Origin of the sequence: Gordonia bronchialis DSM 43247 (genome assembly GCF_000024785.1) — a bacterium.
GTDB lineage: Bacteria > Actinomycetota > Actinomycetes > Mycobacteriales > Mycobacteriaceae > Gordonia > Gordonia bronchialis.
This window is the reverse complement of record NC_013441.1, coordinates 153,636-171,274: the sequence shown is the minus strand read 5'-3', so window position 1 is coordinate 171,274 and position 17,639 is coordinate 153,636. Positions and strand designations below refer to the sequence as shown.

Sequence of the window (17,639 nt, the reverse complement as noted above, 5' to 3'; positions counted from 1 at the left end):
TTTTTCACACCGGTGTTCGCGCCGGTGGTCCCCGAGGGAGGGCAGCTGATGCAATCGATTCCGATCGGCCTCACCCCGTTCAATCACGAGGGTGAATTGGGCGGCATTCTCATCTCCGGCCGGTGGCCGGAGTCGACGCTCGAGTGGACACAGACACTCGTCGCGTCGGTGCGGATCGCGTGCCGGCCCGGGTTTCTGCCGACGACAACGATCTTCGGGGTCGTCGAGGATCGTCCCGATGACGCGGAGCGCGACGCCGTCGGCATGATGGTCGCGGTCGGCAACGTCGTCGACGACAGCTTCGTCGAAGCCGGTCGGTTCCTGACCAACCCGCCGGCCCTGTTCATGCTGCATCCGCCGTCCCGGACGAGGCCGTCGCTGCCGGAGTGCTCCGACGTCGCGTCGGGCTGTGTGCTGCTGCCCGGTCTGCCCGAACTCGGGCTCGAGCACCGGGCCGGGTGGGCCGAGGCGGAGGCCGACGGCACCGTGGTCAACCTGCGCAATCAGATCGGTATCGATCCCAATGCCGACCCGGACACCGCTGTGCTGGCCATGCTGCTGGCCGCATAGGTGGTTTCCCAACCCTGTTTTGAGGGTACCCAAACTCTCCTTTTTGTGCCTCCTACCTGCATGAATACGGGTGCGCGATCTGTTGCGCCACGCAACGAGAGTCTCTAACGTTGCTTGGGTGATTGCTGCCCTGCTGCTGAGTTTCGGCGTGATCTTTGTCGCCGAGCTCGGCGACAAGTCACAGCTGATGGCCATGACCTATGCCCTGCGCTACCGCTGGTGGGTGGTGCTGGGCGCGATCACCGTCGCCACCACCGCGGTGCACGCGGTGTCGGTCTTCTTCGGACATTTCCTCGGCCTGTCCATCCCGGCCAACCTGATGTCGATCTTCGCCGGCCTGGCGATGCTCATCTTCGGGTTGTGGACGCTGCGCGGCGACCGGCTCGACGACGACGAGTCCACCAAGGCCAACCGGGTGGGCGCGTCGGTGTTCTTCGCGGTGATGTCCGCATTCTTCCTCGCCGAGCTCGGCGACAAGACCATGCTCGCGACCATCACGCTGTCCACCGGGCACAACTGGCTCGGGGTGTGGATCGGATCGACGCTGGGCATGGTCGCCGCCGACGCCCTGGCCATCGCGATCGGCGCACTCCTGGGCAAGCACCTGCCCGAACGCACCATCGCGATCGGCGCGGCCGTCTTGTTCTTCGGGTTCGCCGCGTGGTTGCTAGCCGAGGGTCTGGTGGGTTCGACGATGCCGACCGTCGTCGCAACCATCAGCGCTGCGGTGCTGATCACCGGACTCGGCTCGGTGTATGTCTGGCGTGTTCACCGGACAGCCGCCGAGCACGCCGAGCACACCGACACCGACGATCCCCGACCGATCGCTCGGTAATTCGGGGGGTTCGTTCCGGTCGCATAGGACCGATTGTCTAGGGTGAGGCCAGGCCGAGCCCCGTTCCGGCCGACCGTTTCCCCTTCTCGAAAGGTCACGAATCCCCATGGACGTATCCGGCTCATCTGTCTTGGTCACCGGTGGCGCCTCCGGCCTCGGTGCCGCCACCGCTCGACGCTTCGCCGCGAGCGGCGCCCAGGTCTTCGGACTCGACCTGCAGGCCTCCATCGACAAGGCGGCACCGGTCGACGGCGTCACCCTGATCCCCGCCGACGTCACCAGCGAGTCGGAGGTCCAGGCCGCGATCGACACGATTGCCGAATCCGGCGCCCCGCTGCGGGTCGCGGTCAACTGCGCCGGCGTCGGCTGGGCCGCCCGCATCCTGGGCAAGAAGGGCCCCCACGAACTCGATCTCTTCCAGAAGGTCATCAACATCAACCTGGTGGGCACCTTCAACGTCATGCGCCTGGCCGCCAACCGCATGCAGGAGGAGTCGACGATCGACGGCGACGGACAGCGCGGCGTCATCATCAACACCGCCTCGGTCGCGGCCTTCGAGGGACAGATCGGTCAGATCGCCTACGCCGCGTCCAAGGGTGGCGTGCACGCCATGACGATCTCGGCCGCGCGCGACCTCGCCCGCCTCGGAATCCGGGTGTGCACCATCGCACCCGGCACCATCAGTACCCCGATGCTCGCCGGCGTCACCCCCGAGTTCCAGAAGACGCTGGCCGAGGCCATCCCGTTCCCGCAGCGCCTCGGCGAGCCCGACGAGTATGCCCAGCTCGCGGAGTTCATCGTCGCGCACAACTATCTCAACGGGGAGACGATCCGCATGGACGGCGCCATCCGCATGGCGCCGCGCTAGCTAGCCAGACCCAGCGTCTCCTCACGCAACGCGCGGGACAGCGCCACCAGTGGTGCGGCGTCGTCGTCGAGTCCGTCCCCCTCGTCGGGCAGGACGTCACGGACCTCGCCGCTGACCCGGTTGGCAGAGGTGTACTCGTCGACCGCGACGCGCAGCAACCGCGCCTGCACGGCCGGCTCTGCGTACTCGAATACCACTGGGAGACAGGGACTTATCTGGGTCAGCGCGTCGCGGGTCTCGACCACGCGACGATGCAGACGGATGGTCGGGGTGAGTGCTCCCGCCTCGGGGAGCACCACCTCGGGGACCGCCTCGGTGACCAGTTTCCACAGTGGCTGCAGCTCCTCGTCGACGCGTCGGCGCCGACGGTTGGCCGTCAACGACTGGTAGCGCGCGTAGATCATCGGGTAGCTGATCCCCACCAGAAACGCGACCACGCCGGCGACTGCGAGGACGCGGCTCGCGGTCAGCAACCACGGTGCGCGCAGCACATCACCCGCCGATCCCACGACGAAAACGATCTGTGCGATCGATCCCAGAGCCAGTAGCCCGAGACCCAGCACGAGCAGTCCCAGCGACATCCGCAGGTAGCCGCTCGCAGTGCGGTAGAACCGTCGGACGTTGCGGACGCAGGCGATGAATCCGTAGGCGAGATACCCGCTCGCGATCAGGAAGAACAGCGCGAAACTCCAGTTGCGCGCGGTCCATTCGGTGATCGACGCGGTCCGGATCTCGACGGGTATCACCAGCATCGTGACCTGCAGTCCGATCAGCGCCACGACGAGCGGCAGCGCCTCGAGCCCGGCGCGCCGCTCCCGCGACACCTGACCCGGGAAGAAGAACACGACGACCAGCGCGGCCACCCCTACCGCGAGCAGCGCATAGAACACCACGCGGGAGGCGCCGGTGAACAGGGCGGCGTCGAGCGCATTGGTCACCGACGAGTCCGACATGACAAATGCCAAGGTCAGCGCCGCGATGGCCACTGTCATCGCCAGCGGCTGCAACCCCCACCCGTTCCGGCGGATCTGGTCGAGCCGCCAGCACAGGGCCACCGCGAAGACCACGAGGGCGATCGCGTTGACGATCCCGATACCGACACTCACACCTACAACCATCCCCGATGGCCGCCGAGCAGCTTCTGCAACCCCCGCAGACCCTCGTGTTCGGCCGTGGACCCGACGGCGGTTCGGGCATCGGTCGCCCAGGTCAGGATCATCGAGGCGAGCATCTCGGCCTCCCACTCCCGATCGTCGGAGTAGCAGGTACGACGCAGTGCCGCCTCGGATTCGTCGCGGGTGGGTCCGCCGGCGGTGAGCGCCGACAGTTCGCCGAGGACCTGGTGACCGGCGATGAGATGGCCGAATTCGTGGATGACGATCTGATCGCGATGCAGACGTGAGGTGTTGGCTTGATGAAAGAAGTAGTCGGCGTCGGAGGCGGCGAGCCAGATGCCGTTGGGCGCGCCGACCGGCAGCGGATGTGCGACGAGCCGGATAGGCCGTCCGCGCTGCGCGCCGTAGCGGTCACAGAGTTGAGTGACGTCGAGGGGGAGATCGAGATCAAGCCCCTTCAACGTGGTTCGGCACAGCGCGCGCAGCGCCCCTTTGCTTCGACGCATTGCGTGGTTCCCCCAGGGTCACCTCACGAGGTCAGTCCTCGCGAGACTCTCCCACCACGCGCAACCGTGAGTCGGTCGGCGAGTCGTCGGTCAGTCCCGCAGCGATGACGTCCGGCGGGTCCTTGGGCAGGCCCTGCTGTTCGCGCAGCACCTTGATCAGTTCGTTGACGACGGTGACCGAGTCACTGGACAGTCCGGCGAGGCGGAAGGCGGCGAGCTGCACGTCGGTGTCGGCCTGCAGACGCATGAGGTCGATCTCGTCGCGGGTGCGCTGTGCGGCGCGATCCTCGAGGAAGTAGTGCACGTCGACGCCGAACGCCGCCGCGATTCCCTCGACAGTGCGGAAGGACGGCGACTTGGCCTTCCCCGACCGCAGCTGGCTGAGGTAGGACTCGCCGAGCCGGAAACCGCGCTCGGTGGATCGCTGCGCGATCGCCTTGGCACTGTAGGCCCGCCCGTTCGGTCCGGGCACGGTGCGGAACAGTTCCTCGAGACGACGGGCGAACAGGCCCGGGTCGACGTTACTGCTCGGGCCGCTCGGTGTATCCGTGCTCGCCCCCGACCCGCTCGCCATGTTGTGCGACGAAATCCGATCGCCGTCGGTATGGCCGGTGTCGCCCATCGGGTTCTCCGTCCCTCCTGCAGTCATGACAGCATTCTCAAAACCCAGAATTTGAATTTGCAAAAATTAAAGCCCCCAGTGCAGCGCGATTGCAACGCTGGTTACGATCAGAACGTACCCGACGCAAAGGACCGATGCGTGTCACCTGTGTCAATGGTGTAACGATGAGCGGTGTGGCGTTGTTCACACTTTTGGGGGTTGCCCATTGCGGCACGATCGCGATTCGACCAACGATCGGGTACGAGAACATGAACACGGGGCAACAACCTTTCACCACGACGGTACTCCGGAGGGGCCAATGAAGCACCGCGCACCAGCGCCGCGGCGTCCCCGCGTGCGCTCGCGGGTCACCGCGGCCGTCGTGGCGGTCCTGGCCTTGCTGGCCATCTCGCTCACCGCCGGGATCGGTGCGTCCACCCCATCCGGCGGTGACGGCGGCTCCGGTTCAGGCAGTGGTGAGAGCCACCAGAGCGGTGACGGTCACGACGGAGCCGGTGGCACCGACGATGACACCGACACCGGGTCCGGTACGAACAACTCCGGTACGAACAACTCCGATGACAACGATTCCGGCACCGACGGCTCGGGTACCAACGGCTCCGGCACCAACGGCTCCGGCACCAACGGCTCCGGCACCAACGACTCCGGCACCAACGGCTCCGGCACCAACGACTCCGGCACCAACGGTGGCGGTCACTGGGGTGGCGGGCATGGTCACGGCAACGGGCATGGTCACGGCAATGGTCACGGCAATGGGCACGGGCACGGGCACCCCACCGGCACCACGGACCCGGACGAGTCCACTGATCCGACGACGCAAACACCCACCACCGACCCGACGACGGAGTCCTCGACCACGCGCCGCCCCGGCGGTGGCTTCACCTACAAACCGCGGGTGACGCCGCCCACCACCACGACCACGACCACCCAGGGCAGCAGCGACGGCTCGCGCAGCACCGGCACCCACCGTGATTCGGCGTCGGCGCCGGTCCCCACGGTCGCCCCGCCGAGCGGCGGTAACCCCGGTGGGCCCGCCGGCGTGGCACCCGGCCCGGTTCCGGGTGCCGGCACGAGAGGACCGACCCTCCCCCGGGCCGGCACACCCCGACCCGCCGCCACCCCGACCACGGCTCAGGTCCCGCAGGCCCGAGGAACCACCGCACCCGCGCACGTGGCCGCCGATGTCGCCACGCCGCTGGCGCCGGATACCCACAGCACGTCGATCAGTTTGGCGGGCATGCGTCGCTTCCTCATCGGGATCGCGCCGGGTGCCCTGCTCCTACTGGGCGCGATCGCGCTGCTCGGCAGCGGCTCCTTCCTCGACGCCTTGCGCAACATGCGCTCCTGACCGGTCAGTCGGCTCCCCGCCGCGATGGCCGCCCGATGCCAGCAGATCGCGCTCGTGCGGGACCTCGTCGGCCGCCGCTTCGGTGATCCACTCGCGCAACACCTTGGTGGCCCGGACGTCGTCCTCGTTGTACTCGAGCAGCCGGGTGCGTTGCGATGTGTCCACCGCCGCACCGCCGAGACCGACTGCCGCGCTGTACCATTCCATCGACGCCTCACCGCCGGCGTCGTCGTCGCGCCAGGTGAAGCCGGCAACCGGGGCGACCTTCTTGAGTCCTTTTCCGTTGGGGCAGATGAAGTTCCGCCCAACAGCGGCGTAGATGTCCACCCATTCCGGTGAGGCGATGAACGCCTCCACCGCGGCCCGGTCCGGGATGCCTGGTTCACCGGCGAATCTGTCCGCCGAGCCGAGCAGCCACCGGTTCTCGGCCTGTTCGGAATAGCAGTAGGCCGCAAAGGTTTTCCCCGCCGCGTGGGCAGCGGCACGTTCGGCGGTGAGCCAGTGCCAGAACTCGGCGAAGGACCGTGCCTCATCGCGAGTGGGCAGCGGGTCCCAGGTGACGAAGGGACGGTATATCACCGGGCGGTCGGGATCGGTGTTGTCGGTGAGCAACGTTCCCCAGAGGTAAGCTCCGTCCTCGCCGAAACTCTCCATGTCCACGTCGATCTCAACGTCGGCGCGGCTGACCTCCGGGCGATCGACGCGACGTACCAGCGGGATGTACCCCAGCCACGCAACGGCATTCACGATCGCGTCGTCGAATCGCGCGCTGCCCGGCCAACCATCGGGGACCGGACCGTCGTGCCGGGCAAGCTGATCGATGGTGGTGATCCCCGCCGCCACCAGCGCCTGGCCCTGGTTGCCCGACGCCACCAGGCTCACGTCACGCCGCTCGGCGAGTTCCGGCCCGCACCGTGCCCACCACAGACACGACCGGCATTCGGACACCCGTCGCGGGACGGTGGCTATCCGTTGCGCCGCAATCTGTTTGCGTCGTTCTGCGACCTGTGCGTAGTCGTCGAGGATCGGCCCGACGGCCAACACGACGATGCAGTCGGCATCCATCCCGATCACGCCACCCACCAGGTCGTCGGCGTCGGGGCCCACCGCCAGGCCCAGTTCGACGAGCATCGCGGTCAGATGCGCCAGCCGCAGCGAGTCGCGCCTGTTCGGCCGGATGGTGCGGTGCGGATCGGGACCGGGAGCCCACGCCCAGAGCGGACTGGTTACCACCGTCGTCGGGCGCGCATCCGCTTCGCGTGGCAGCTTTTTGGCCGGTTGGGTGGTTCGGTGGTTGACGACGATGACCGGGACGTAGCCGTCGCCGTGGGCGATGAGGAGTTCGGCGTGGCCACGCCGCCCGTGTTCGGCGTCGAGGGGCAGGGTCGCATTCCAGATCCAGCGCGCACCATCCGCGCAGGCCTGCATCGTCTGGCGGGCACGCGTCGCACTGTCCGCGGCATCGACGACGACGAAGCTCTCGGGCTGGTCGCTGTGGATACCCCGCAGCAACTCGCGCACCCGGGCGCGGTGTGCCGCGGCGGCCTCCTTACGGCGGGACACGCCGGGCGTGTCGGGCCGGTCACGGACCAGCTCCGGATGTGCGAAGTCAAGCGCCAGCCGGTGCTCGCATCCGGCGAGATCACGCGGCGCCAACACCACTGCAGGCACGCCACCTCTTTCCCCGCCACCTGATCACCACAGGCCGGTCGCGTTCCACCCTATGTAATGCTTGTACCAGCACCACGAGCCGGCAGCGAAAGGTCATAGGTATGGGTTTGTTCTCGTCCGACGGTAAGAGCCGCGCGCAGCGCAAGGCGGAGGCCAAAGCACTCAAGGCCAAGGCGAAGCTGGAGGCCAAGCTCGACGCCAAGGACCGGCGGCGCACGGAGAAGGCCCGTCGCAAGACCGAGCACAAGTACTTCAAGAAGGAATTGAAGGCCCAGCGCAAGAATTCCGATCACGTCGCGAAGAACCAGGCCAAGGTGGCCAAGGCGGAGGCCAAGAAGGTGGAGGCGCAGGCCAAGGCCGCGGCCGACGCCAAGGCGCTGAGCCCGGCCAGTGTGCGTCGGTATCTCACCGTGGCGCGTCTGGTCGCGCCGGTCGTCATCCCCATCGTCTACCGCGCCGCCGTTGCCGGGCGCGGTCGTCTCACCGCGCTGCAGGCCGGGCGGGTGGGCGTCTCGCCGGAGGTGCTGCGCCAGTTCTCCGGGCACGGGGCCACCCTGTCGGCACGGATCGCGACCACCCGCACCGCCCTGGACAAGGTCACCGCACAGGACAAGAGCGCCGATTCTGACGACTTCGTGAAGGCGATGGCGACCCGGTTGGACAACCTCAGCGTGGCCGTCCACGCCTCCGAGGCGATGCCGGCCGGGCAGCGTCGCACCGCTCATCAGTCCATCGACGACGAACTGTCCGCGATCGATGCCGACATCCTGGCCCGTCTCGGTGTCCGTGCCTGACGCGGATGAATAGGATCAGGCTCTACACCCCGAGACCGCCCAGCACCGACGCCAGGAGCGCCCTGAGATGACCGAGCCGGACCCGCCCGTCACCCCCGAGGAATCGTCGCCCAACGGCGCCGCGGCGGTGCCACCAGAGCAGGTGCCGGGCGAGCAGGCGCCGGCAAAGAAGGTCCCGGCGAAGAAGGCGGCAGCCAAGAAGGCACCGGCGAAGAAGACACCGGCCAAGAAAGCCCCGGCAAAAAAGGCGGCAGCCAAGAAGGCACCGGCCAAAAAGGCCGCGGGCGGCCCAGCCGGTCCCGCGTCGACCGCGCCGGCCAAGAAGGCGCCCGCGCAGCCTCCACAGCCGGCGCCCGCGCCTGCCGAGCCGGAGCCGGCATCCGCACCCACTCAGAGTGAGCCCGCCGCATCACAGCCGGCCACACCCACGCCGGCAGCACCGAAGACGCCGCCTACGGCACCGGCGAAGCCCCCCGTCGATGTGGTTGCCGAGTCCGACGCTCAGCGCGCCACCTTCGCGCAGTTGCGTGCCGGCGCACCGACCGAGCTGCCGACGCCCAACCGGACCGTGCCGATCACGATCGCGGCGTTGCTGGGTCTGCTGGCCGCACTGATCGTCATCCGGCGTCGTCGACGCTGAGTACCCTTCCCAGGATCGCCTCGGCCACCTCGCGCGGCCGGTTCTCGGGCAGCCAGTGATTGGCGCCGGTCAGCGCCTCGAACTCGTACGGCGCGTCGACCCAGGACGCACAGAGCCGGGCGCCCGCCCGTCCCAGCGCGGGGTCGCCGTCGCTCCACACATACGTGGTCGGCACCGTGACCTTGCGCATCCGCACGGCCGGGTCGGGTATCGGCATGCCGCGGTACCAGTTCAGAGCGCCGTTCAGGGCTCCGCTGTCGACGATGTCGGCAAGCCGGTCGTCGTGGTCGGCCGGCAATCCCATCCGGACGGCGAAACCCGGCCGGCGCATTCCGGCGCCCAGCAGCTTCTCCGGTAGCCACGGCAGCTGGAAGACCAGCATGTACCACGACCGCAGGATCTGCGCGCGGGGCATCGCCCGCAGGAACGCACCCGGATGCGGGACCGAGATCGCGGTCAGCGTGCGGACCCGGCCGGGGTGATTGGCGGCCAGTGTCCACGCCACCGCCGCTCCCCAGTCGTGGCCGACGACGTCGACACGCGGCGCCCCCAGTTCGTCGATGAGGGCGACGACATCGGCGACGAGTTCCGACTGCCGGTAGTCCCGTCGTCGGCGCGGCCGGGCCCGCGGCGAGTACCCGCGCTGATCCGGTGCGATCGTGCGCAGGCCCCGCTCGTGCAGCAGCCGCGCCACCCGATCCCAGTTCGACGCCCGCTGCGGGAACCCGTGCAACAGGATCACCGGATCGCCGTCGGCGGGCCCCTCGTCAATGACGTCGAAAGTCCATGGGCCACGGCGGTATTCCGTGATGCGTTCGGTCACGGGGTCATCCCCTTCGAGGCCGGTCGTCGGCCTGGTCGTGTTCGCTGCGAAGATACGACGCCGGCGGCGTCCCCACAATTCTGCTGAACTCCCGGGTCAGGTGTGCTTGATCGCTGAAACCGAGGTCGACGGCGAGCGCCGCCCAATCCACGTCGCGCGCGAACCTGGTCCCGGAGTTGGCGACGGCGGCCGCGTCGAGCAGCCGGAAACGCTGGATGACCCACTTGGGTCCGATCCCCACGTACTCGCCGAAGAGTCGTTGCAGGCTGCGCAGACTCATCGACGCGACGGCGGCGAGTTGTTCGGCGCGGACGATGGTGTGGTCGGACTCGGCGCGGGTCACCAGGCCGGCGACGGTGTCGATCATCGGGTCCCGATCGAGGTCGAGTCCCCGCACCCACGATTCGGCGACCCCGACGAGTTCGGCGTCGGCTGCACCGGGACGCAGCAGCGCATCGGCAATCGGCCGGTCATCGACGCCGGTCAGGTCCCCCATCGCGATCACCGACCGGCTCACCGTGTTCACCGGCCGGCCGATGAAGGAACGAAAGGCGCCGGGCCGCAGCGCCATTCCCAGCACATGGCCGTCGCCGAGGAGGGTACGGGTGAAATGGCTGCCGCCCACGCCGTGGGCCAACAGGCGTCCGTTCTCCGCCGCGACATGCACCACGGGTTGCGGGATGACGGCCTGTGTGTGCGGCTCCTCGGCCTGCCACCGGACGATCCAGAAGTAGTCGATCCAGGATCTCAGGTCGGCCGCGGGCACCTGCCGCGTCACATCGATCACCGCGGCCCGCGACGGATGCAGAATCGCTCGTTCACCGCGCCCGAGCAACTCGTCGGAATCAGCACCTTCCACCGTCACAGTGTCGCGTTTGTTCAAGATTCGGCACAAGCGGCCACCGCAGACTGGAACCGACAGCGCTACCAACAGCAGGAGTGCCCGAAGAAATGTGAGGACACGATGACACACACCGCGATCGGGAAATTCACCGTGACGTCCTGGGATGAGAAGACGGTGTACCAGGCCGACGACGAGACGATCGAGATGGGCGGTGCGCACTATCCGGCACGCGGATTCACTAGCGCAACAGTCGAATACGCCTACACCGGGGATGTCGCCGGGCGCGGCGTGGAGTCGTCGCTGATCTCGTACAACGGCGAGCACGCCGCCCCGACCCTCGGGTTCCTGGCTTTCGAGGGATCGATCGACGGACATGAGGGCAGTGTGGTGCTGCGGGCCACCGGTGAGCACGCGGGCATGCATGTCACCGGCCGGATGGAGATCGTCGAGGGGCTCGGCACGGGTGGTCTGGCCAATGCTCGCGGCTACGCGGAACTGGAGATCGCGGGGCACAGCGACGACGGCTACCCGATCACCTTTCACTACACCCTGGACTGACCGAGCAAGCCCAGACCGATGCGGTCTGGGCTTGCTCGTCGTGGTGGCGCGCGTCGCTCAGGTCAGCTTGTAGACCGTGGTCCCGCCGACCGTCGTCGCGGTGTAGTTCTGCGCGACCCAGGTGGCGATCTCCGAATTGCCGCCGGGGCCACCCTGCCCGCCGCCGATGTAGTAACCGATCTTGCCGGCCTGCACGTAGGCGATGAACTGCTGCAGGGTCGGAGCCGGGTCACCGCTCCAGCCGCCGATGGCCATCACCGATGTGCCCGTGGCGATCTCGATACCCGACGCCGACTGCGAACCGTTGGTGGCCGCCGCCCACGTCGTGTCGGTGGCCTTGAGCAGGTTCACCAGCTCGGTGTTGGCGGCGATGTCACCACCCATGCCTGTGCCACCGCCGCGGGTGCCACTCCGGTCGTCGGACTGACCCTGATGCGCCTGGCCTTGCGACGTCTGTCCCTGCTGGCCGGCTTGCCCCGGCGGTGTGCCGCCGGGACCGCCACGGCCACCGCCAAATCCGCCCATGCCACCACCCTCGATCGAGGTGTTCACCGCGTTCGGGATGGACCCGCTGTGCGGTGTCGCCGCAGTCGCGATGGCAAAGCCCACACTTCCGCCGGCGCCGGCCAGTGATCCGACGATCAGGCTGGTGGCCAACAGCTTTCGCATCTTGAGCGTGCTGCCGGCGAGGACGCCGACCACGGCGAGAAGAGCAGCGACACCGATCAGCCACCGGCACCACGTCGGGCCGAAGTCATTGCGGTTCAACAAGACGATCGACCACCACGCGGCGAGCCCGATCATCGCCGACATCGCGATCCGTCCATCCCAGTGATCCCGACGACGCCACGCCAGCACGGCACCGATACCGACGAGCGCGCCGATCGCGGGTGCCAGTGCCACCGTGTAATAGGGGTGGATGGTGCCGCTCATGAAGCTGAAGATCAGTCCGGTCACCAACAGCCAGCCGCCCCAGGCGACCACGGCGCCCGACTCGACCCGCGACACCCGGCCGGTGAACCGGAAACCGGGGAAGCTGCGGATCATGGCGTAGATCGCGAACGTCAGGGCAAACAGCGCCACCGGCAGCAGCCAGGAGATCTCGTTGCCCATTTCCGAGCTGAACAGCCGGTCCAGGCCCGTCGACCCGCCGAACGATCCGCCGGCCTGACCGCCACCCGGTCCGCCGCCGCCGGGTCCGTTGCCGCCACTGATGCGGCCGACACCGTTGTAGCCCCAGACGAGATCCATGAAGGTGTTGTCGGTGGAGCCGCCGATGTAGGGACGCGACGACGCCGGGACCAGCATGGTGACCACCACGAACCAGCCGGCGGACACGATGAGCGCGACCGTCGCCAGGATCAGGTGCCCAATCCGCTTGAGCCAGCCGTTGTTCGCGAACAGCAGGTAGGCCAGCCCGAAGGCGGGCAGCACCAGCAGACCCTGCAGCATCTTGGTCAGGAAGGCGAAGCCGAGTGCGACGCCGACGAGCGCGAGCCAGCGCCCGGAGTTGGTGCCGATCGCGCGGATCAGGCAGTAACCGGCGGCCACCATCAGCAGCACCAGGAGCGCATCCGGGTTGTTGAACCGGAACATCAGCGCGGCGGCCGGGGTGAACGCGAGAACCGCCCCGGCGATCAGGCCGGCCGCGGTCCCCTGCCGCGGGTCGGCGAAGGTCCGGCGCATCGCGCAGTAGACCAACGCTACGGACGCCACCCCCATCAGCGCCTGGGGCACCAGCACGGCCCAGCTGTTCATCCCGAACAGCCGGACCGAGAGCCCGGTCACCCACAGGGCGGCCGGCGGTTTGTCGACGGTGATGAAGTTCGACGGGTCGAGGGCCCCGAACAGCCACGCCTTCCAGCTCTCCGACCCGGCCCAGGCCGCCGCCGCGTAGAAGGTGTTGGCATAGCCGCTCGCGGAGAGATTCCACAGGTAGAGCACCGCGGTGGTGATCAGTAGCCCGGTCAGGGCAAACGGGTTCCACCGCACCGGGCGCGCACTCCGCCGTTTCCGGAGGGATCGGGACGGTGGGTCGGTCACTCCCGGGGATGTGTCGTTCTCCGGCCCCGCCCGGTCGAGTACTGCGGTCATGAATGCTCCTTCTCTGAATCGTTGCGTCCAGAGTGGGGCCGGGGACTCCGCCGAGGCTGGATGGAGGCTGGGAGAAGTCTGTGAGCGCGGCGCGTGGATCGGAAGAGCCTGATATCTTCGGCTCGGCGGCATCGGTCCCCGATTACTCGGGACTCGTCCCTATCCCCGCCGCCGCCCCACTCGATGACCTCACCCGACGTCCCGCACGTGCACGTTCGCCTTTCCAGCTGGGAGTGGGGCTGCTGCGGTGTCACACCGGCCGTCGGCGAATCCGTGACCGTGGCGCTCACGTCCGGCCTCGCCGGCGACGACGAACCCTTTGCCACCGAGCCCGTGGTCGATTGGCGTCCCGACCTCGAATTGGTCGGTCTCCCAAGCTGTTCGGCCCACTACGCGCCCGTGGACGGCGATCCGCGGGGTCGGCGCCTGCGTCTCTACGGCGGATGGCACGACGAGTCGAGGGTGATCCCGCGGGTGGAGGCGACGATCGTCACCTGCACGTGGTATCGGAGGTCGTCCGGCGCCGGCCGGACACACCCGGGTGGCAGCGAATCCCCGGTCGCACGACGTACCGGCCGGTGACCGCGTGGCGAAGTTCCCCGAATCCGCCGGCGATCCGACCCTGGCCGCCCCCGGCGACGAAGCGCATGAGATCACCGGGGTGGTGCTGGGCTTGTCGATCCGCGGCGTCACCGAGCCCACCCGCGCCGACATCGATCGACGCAACGCTGACGTCGAACGGGCCGCGCGAACGGTGACGATCGTCGGTCCGGCCGTCGCGTTCGGTACGACCGTGCCTGACCGCGGCGCACAAATCACGGTCGATCTGGGAGACCCCCGTCTGGAGGTGACGGGAGCGCTGTCGACTCTGGACCGGCCGGTCCGCGGTGTCACCGGCCAGGTCAGCGCGCTGCACAGGAGTGGAACGGGATCGGTCTCCTACCTCGACGTCGATGCCGGCATCGCGGCCGATTCCGTGACGTCGCCGCTCTACGTCTGCCTGACCGTCGACGCCGACGACCTCTGACTCAGGTTCCGTGCCGGACCACTCAGAGCAGCGCCAACACCCGCGCGGGTCCGCCCGTCCCGCCGGCGAACCGCGGGGCCCCGACCATTACCGTCGCCCCGAGCGGTGGCACCGAGGTCAGATTCGCCAGCGCCTCCACCGCATAGCGTCCCGATCCCAGGATCGCGGTGTGCGCGGCGGAGGCCCCGCGCACGTCGATCGACAGCGTGTCGGTACCGATGGCGACCACCGCCCGGTCGCCGACCAGCATCCGTACGGCTGCGGCGGAGAACCCGGCCGCGTCGGGACCGCCGGTGCGCGGCTGCCAGCCGGTGTGCAGTGCCACCAGCGCGCCCCGCGGAATCCGGCCGTGCCGCTTCTCGAAGGCGACCACGTCGGCGACGCCCAGCGTCGATCGCGGACCCCGCCCATCGATGCTGATGACCGCAAGGGGCGCAACGAGATCCGACGCGGCGATGCGGTCGACGGTGATGCCCGAACCGATCTTGTGCGCGGGCGCGTCCACATGGGTGCCCGAATGTTCGGCAAAGGACACCCAGTTGGTGGCGAAACCGGAGTTGCCGGGCCCGACGCGTGAGGTCGGGAGCGACACGAAGGGCGCATTACCCGGCCATACCGGGAAACTCGGCGACAGCACATGTGTCAGGTCGACGACACGGGACGACGGCGCCGCATTCGCCGCGGACACCGTCGCCGTCCCGGCCACCATCGCCGCCGACACTCCGGTGGCGACCCCGGCCGCGAGACGGAGCGCGTCGCGTCGCGAGAGGCCGGCGGCTTGCTCATGGGCACTCCGGACGAGTGCGTCGTCACACATGTCAGCTTCCCCAGCGCACGCGCAGGATCTTGTCGGCGCTGTTGCCGTTGCTGGTGGTGACCAGCAGCGACCCGTCCGGCGCCACCGCCAGCCCGCGGAGTCGCCCGTAGCGGTCGGTGAGCGCCTCGGTCTTGGCGACCACGCGCCGGCCATCGGCCGAGAGTTTCATGAACACCAGCCGCTTGCCCTTGAGCGTGGAGACCACCAGTCCGCCGGAGTACGGCCCCCAGCCGGCGGGCAGGAAGGCCAGCGCCGTGGTCGCGATGGTCGCCGGGCCCGACCGCCAGACGGGGCCGATGGCACCGGGCACGCGGATCGGATCGGTCATCGGCACCGACTCGTCGTAGATGACCGGCGCGCGATCGGGTCGATAACCATAGTTGCCACCGGAACGAAGCAGATTGAGCTCATCATCGCGGTCCGTCCCCTGCTCGATCGCGTAGACGCGTCCGGTCCCCGGCGCCACCGCGACTCCCTGGACGTTGCGATGCCCGAGGGTGTAGATGGGGCTGCGCGGGTTGGGGTTCCCGGCTGCCGGGGTGCCGTCGCGATTGATGTGTAAGACCTTGCCACCCAGAGAATTTCGGTTCTGCGCATTACCCGGGAGCGCGGCGTCGCCAGTACCGACCCACAGCGAGCGACCCGACGCCGTCAGCGCACAGCCGGCGTGGCGGCCCGCGGCAGTGATCGGAATCCCGCTCAGGACAGTGCGTTCTCGGTTGGCGCGAATCCAGTCACCGTCGATCCGCCAGGAGACGACGTTGATGACCTGGCCGGTGTTCGGCCAGGGCAGCGGCAGATCCGCGACTTCGCCCGGGATGGTGGGTGCGCCGGGCCGGGTGTATTCGGCCTGGCAGATGTAGACGCGACGGTTCTGGGCGAACCCCGGATCGAGCGCGATCCCCATCGCGCCCGCCTCTTTGGCCGCGAAGATTCGCGAGGTGTCGTGGGCGATGCTGATCAGCCGGCCGTCGGGCCGAATCGCCACCAGGCTGCCGCTGCGCTGAGCAGTCAGAATCGTCCCGTCGGGCGCCACCTCGACATCCCACGGGATACTCAGATTCGACGCCACGGTCGTGACCTGGAGGGGCGCCGTCGCGCGCGCAGCCGGTACGGGGGTCAGGGTTGCCGCGATCGTCGCACCAACCACGGCACTGGCGAAGAGCGCCGCAGCGCGAAAGGTCCGTTTTGTCCTGGTAGGAGTCACTCTGGCCACGCTAATCGCAGGAGTGTCAGGCGCGGAAGGGTTACCTACGAAGTCGTTACCAACGTGGGTCTCATCCCGCCGGCCGCGCCTGCACCGTCGGGGCAGGCGGGTGTGTACGCGATGGCGCCACGGGCACAAAGCAATCGGCCGCCCGTCCGTGCAACGTCGGTGAGATGCCGTTGATGAACTCGAGGACCTGCTGCTTCTCCGGGCCGGCGTAGGGCGTCGGCACGTAGTCGTTGTAGCTCTCGGTCCGCGAGACCCGCGTCGGAATCACCCGAAAATCCACCGACCGTACGTCACGGTCGACGGTGTGCAGGCGCGCCTGCAGGATGAAGGTGCGTTTGTCGGTCGGGTTGCTGTTGCCGCCGAAGGCGAAGTTGCCGAAGGAGTAGGCGATCAGCTTGCCGCGGTAGATCTCCATCGACTGGATCACGTGCGGATGCGTTCCGACGACGAGGTCCACACCGGCGTCGATCGCGAGATGCGCCAGGTTGGTCTGCACCTCGTACGGCGTGTGCTCGGACTCGATGCCCCAGTGGAAAAACGGGATCAGCACGTCGGCGCCCGCGGCCCGCAGCCGGTCGAAGTCAGTGCGGATCTTGCGCTCGACCTCGGGAGTGTCAGTCCAGGTCTGGTAACCGACGAGGCCGACGGTGACCCCGTTGACGGTGCGCAGCAGCGACATGTCGTAGTCAGACCCCTCGCTCGCGTCGCCGGTGCCGAAGTAGCCGATCCGTGCCGAGCGGAGCGCGGCGAGGGTGTCGTCGAAGCCGCGCTGCCCGTAGTCGAAGGTGTGATTGTTGGCGACGGTCACCACGTCGATACCGCCGGCCGGCAACGTGTGCGCGAGCGCGGCGTCGCCGTGGAAGTGGTACACCTCGCCTTCGCCCTTGTAGCGCTTCTCCCGCCAATTCGTCAGCGCGACTTCGAAGTTGGCGACGGTCAGGTCGTCGGCGTCAAAGTACTGGCGGACGTTGCGAAAGAAGTAGTCGGGGCGTCGGCCGCTCTGTTCCCACAACGTCGGCAGACTCGACGCCGTCGAGAACTTGTCGTCGGTGCCGAGGATGTTGTCGCCGGTGAAACTGAGCACGAGATCGGTCGCCACCGGCGTGTGCATCCTCGGTTGGTGCGCGTGAACGGCCGAAGTCACCACCGGGTGCGGTGTGCTCGACGACGCTGCCGCCAGCGCTGCCACGGCCACCATCACGGCAGCACATCCACCCACGACACCCCACGACCGACCGACCACCTCTGCATCCAACACCAGAACGGACGTAGGCGCCTGTCGGCCGATCGG

Annotated in this window: 19 protein-coding genes; 9 read left to right on the top strand and 10 right to left on the bottom strand. The window is 68.3% G+C overall.

Annotated elements, in window-relative coordinates; translation table 11 throughout:
* Nucleotides 1-48 precede the first annotated feature (48 nt).
* The 3 genes from GBRO_RS00760 (at nt 49) to GBRO_RS00750 (ending at nt 2,273) form a co-directional block, all read left to right on the top strand.
* A complete protein-coding gene (locus GBRO_RS00760) occupies nt 49-570 on the top strand; it encodes a hypothetical protein (RefSeq protein ID WP_012832096.1) in 522 nt (173 codons plus the stop codon).
* Between the two features lie 118 nt (nt 571-688).
* Nucleotides 689-1,405 carry a TMEM165/GDT1 family protein gene (locus GBRO_RS00755; protein ID WP_012832095.1) on the top strand — a complete coding sequence of 239 codons (717 nt, stop codon included), beginning with the start codon at nt 689-691 and terminating at the stop codon, nt 1,403-1,405.
* 106 nt (nt 1,406-1,511) lie between these two features.
* Nucleotides 1,512-2,273 carry an SDR family NAD(P)-dependent oxidoreductase gene (locus tag GBRO_RS00750; protein WP_012832094.1) on the top strand — a complete coding sequence of 254 codons (762 nt, stop codon included), beginning with the start codon at nt 1,512-1,514 and terminating at the stop codon, nt 2,271-2,273.
* Here GBRO_RS00750 and GBRO_RS00745 read toward each other — a convergent pair.
* From GBRO_RS00745 to GBRO_RS00735, 3 genes are read right to left on the bottom strand one after another with little or no spacing between them, the layout of a single operon-like run.
* A complete protein-coding gene (locus GBRO_RS00745; RefSeq protein ID WP_012832093.1) occupies nt 2,270-3,391 on the bottom strand; it encodes an MAB_1171c family putative transporter in 1,122 nt (373 codons plus the stop codon). The two genes, GBRO_RS00750 and GBRO_RS00745, sit on opposite strands and share 4 nt — an antisense overlap.
* The gene (locus tag GBRO_RS00740; RefSeq protein WP_012832092.1) at nt 3,382-3,894 is read right to left on the bottom strand and encodes a hypothetical protein; all 513 of its coding nucleotides are present in this window, start codon (nt 3,892-3,894) and stop codon (nt 3,382-3,384) included. Before GBRO_RS00740 ends, GBRO_RS00745 begins: the two co-directional genes overlap by 10 nt.
* A 31-nt stretch (nt 3,895-3,925) precedes the next feature.
* Complete coding sequence (locus tag GBRO_RS00735; protein ID WP_041919652.1) at nt 3,926-4,543, bottom strand: helix-turn-helix domain-containing protein; 618 nt, start codon at nt 4,541-4,543, stop codon at nt 3,926-3,928.
* 271 nt (nt 4,544-4,814) lie between these two features.
* Between GBRO_RS00735 and GBRO_RS26175 the strand changes: the two genes are divergently transcribed.
* Entirely contained in the window at nt 4,815-5,864 is a 1,050-nt protein-coding gene (locus GBRO_RS26175) for a hypothetical protein (RefSeq protein WP_012832090.1), read from the top strand.
* Here GBRO_RS26175 and GBRO_RS00725 read toward each other — a convergent pair.
* Nucleotides 5,796-7,535, bottom strand: a complete 1,740-nt coding sequence (locus GBRO_RS00725) for a TM0106 family RecB-like putative nuclease (protein ID WP_041919651.1) — start codon at nt 7,533-7,535, stop codon at nt 5,796-5,798. The genes GBRO_RS26175 and GBRO_RS00725 overlap by 69 nt on opposite strands.
* A 101-nt stretch (nt 7,536-7,636) precedes the next feature.
* Between GBRO_RS00725 and GBRO_RS00720 the strand changes: the two genes are divergently transcribed.
* Nucleotides 7,637-8,329: a DUF6474 family protein gene (locus GBRO_RS00720; protein WP_012832088.1), complete on the top strand. Its 693-nt coding sequence runs from the start codon at nt 7,637-7,639 to the stop codon at nt 8,327-8,329.
* A gap of 67 nt (nt 8,330-8,396) precedes the next feature.
* Nucleotides 8,397-8,969 (top strand): hypothetical protein, encoded by a 573-nt coding sequence (locus GBRO_RS00715; protein ID WP_012832087.1) that lies wholly within the window; start codon nt 8,397-8,399, stop codon nt 8,967-8,969.
* On the opposite strand, the gene GBRO_RS00710 is transcribed toward GBRO_RS00715, so the two are convergent.
* A complete protein-coding gene (locus tag GBRO_RS00710) occupies nt 8,947-9,792 on the bottom strand; it encodes an alpha/beta fold hydrolase (RefSeq protein ID WP_012832086.1) in 846 nt (281 codons plus the stop codon). The two genes, GBRO_RS00715 and GBRO_RS00710, sit on opposite strands and share 23 nt — an antisense overlap.
* A gap of 4 nt (nt 9,793-9,796) precedes the next feature.
* The gene (locus GBRO_RS00705; protein WP_115311753.1) at nt 9,797-10,651 is read right to left on the bottom strand and encodes a helix-turn-helix domain-containing protein; all 855 of its coding nucleotides are present in this window, start codon (nt 10,649-10,651) and stop codon (nt 9,797-9,799) included.
* A 105-nt stretch (nt 10,652-10,756) separates the two neighbouring features.
* Here GBRO_RS00705 and GBRO_RS00700 point away from each other — a divergent pair, with 105 nt between their 5' ends.
* Nucleotides 10,757-11,194 carry a DUF3224 domain-containing protein gene (locus GBRO_RS00700; RefSeq protein ID WP_012832084.1) on the top strand — a complete coding sequence of 146 codons (438 nt, stop codon included), beginning with the start codon at nt 10,757-10,759 and terminating at the stop codon, nt 11,192-11,194.
* 57 nt (nt 11,195-11,251) lie between these two features.
* Here the strand turns inward: GBRO_RS00700 and GBRO_RS00695 are convergent, their stop codons facing one another.
* On the bottom strand, nt 11,252-13,288 hold the full coding sequence (locus GBRO_RS00695) for an ArnT family glycosyltransferase (RefSeq protein ID WP_012832083.1): 2,037 nt from the start codon (nt 13,286-13,288) through the stop codon (nt 11,252-11,254).
* Nucleotides 13,289-13,471: 183 nt separating this feature from the next.
* On the opposite strand from GBRO_RS00695, the gene GBRO_RS00690 reads away from it, so the two are divergent.
* Together GBRO_RS00690 and GBRO_RS24515 are read left to right on the top strand one after the other, a co-directional pair.
* Nucleotides 13,472-13,870: a hypothetical protein gene (locus GBRO_RS00690; RefSeq protein WP_012832082.1), complete on the top strand. Its 399-nt coding sequence runs from the start codon at nt 13,472-13,474 to the stop codon at nt 13,868-13,870.
* Between the two features lie 4 nt (nt 13,871-13,874).
* Nucleotides 13,875-14,315, top strand: coding sequence for a hypothetical protein (locus GBRO_RS24515; protein ID WP_147290609.1), 441 nt, complete (start codon nt 13,875-13,877; stop codon nt 14,313-14,315).
* Nucleotides 14,316-14,337: 22 nt separating this feature from the next.
* On the opposite strand, the gene GBRO_RS00680 is transcribed toward GBRO_RS24515, so the two are convergent.
* From GBRO_RS00680 to GBRO_RS00670, 3 genes are all read right to left on the bottom strand, one after another.
* A complete protein-coding gene (locus GBRO_RS00680) occupies nt 14,338-15,132 on the bottom strand; it encodes a cyclase family protein (RefSeq protein ID WP_012832080.1) in 795 nt (264 codons plus the stop codon).
* A 1-nt stretch (nt 15,133) separates the two neighbouring features.
* A complete protein-coding gene (locus GBRO_RS00675; protein WP_041919650.1) occupies nt 15,134-16,339 on the bottom strand; it encodes a PQQ-dependent sugar dehydrogenase in 1,206 nt (401 codons plus the stop codon).
* A gap of 70 nt (nt 16,340-16,409) precedes the next feature.
* Nucleotides 16,410-17,603: a CapA family protein gene (locus tag GBRO_RS00670; protein ID WP_012832078.1), complete on the bottom strand. Its 1,194-nt coding sequence runs from the start codon at nt 17,601-17,603 to the stop codon at nt 16,410-16,412.
* Nucleotides 17,604-17,639: the final 36 nt, after the last annotated feature.